Below are 201 nucleotides of genomic sequence, written 5' to 3'. Positions count from 1 at the left end.
CATAGAGATGATATGGAATAACGTGACATATTGTATTCAGTTTTGAATGTTTATTTTAAACATTTAAATATTTAATGGGCCTGTAGCTCAGCTGGTTAGAGCGCACGCCTGATAAGCGTGAGGTCGGTGGTTCGAGTCCACTCAGGCCCACCATTAAATTTGTACATTGAAAACTAGATAAGTAAGTAAATAGATTTTACC

1 tRNA gene is annotated in these 201 nt (G+C 36.8%); it reads left to right on the top strand.

Features of this window, described 5'->3' with window-relative positions:
- Positions 1-76 precede the first annotated feature (76 nt).
- Positions 77-153, top strand: a tRNA-Ile gene (locus tag CD034_RS01125).
- The last annotated feature ends 48 nt before the right edge of the window (positions 154-201 follow it).

Source organism: Staphylococcus hominis subsp. hominis (assembly GCF_002901845.1).
Taxonomy (GTDB): domain Bacteria; phylum Bacillota; class Bacilli; order Staphylococcales; family Staphylococcaceae; genus Staphylococcus; species Staphylococcus hominis.
Note: the sequence above shows the minus strand (reverse complement) of the source record. Positions and strands in the feature narration are given on the sequence as shown.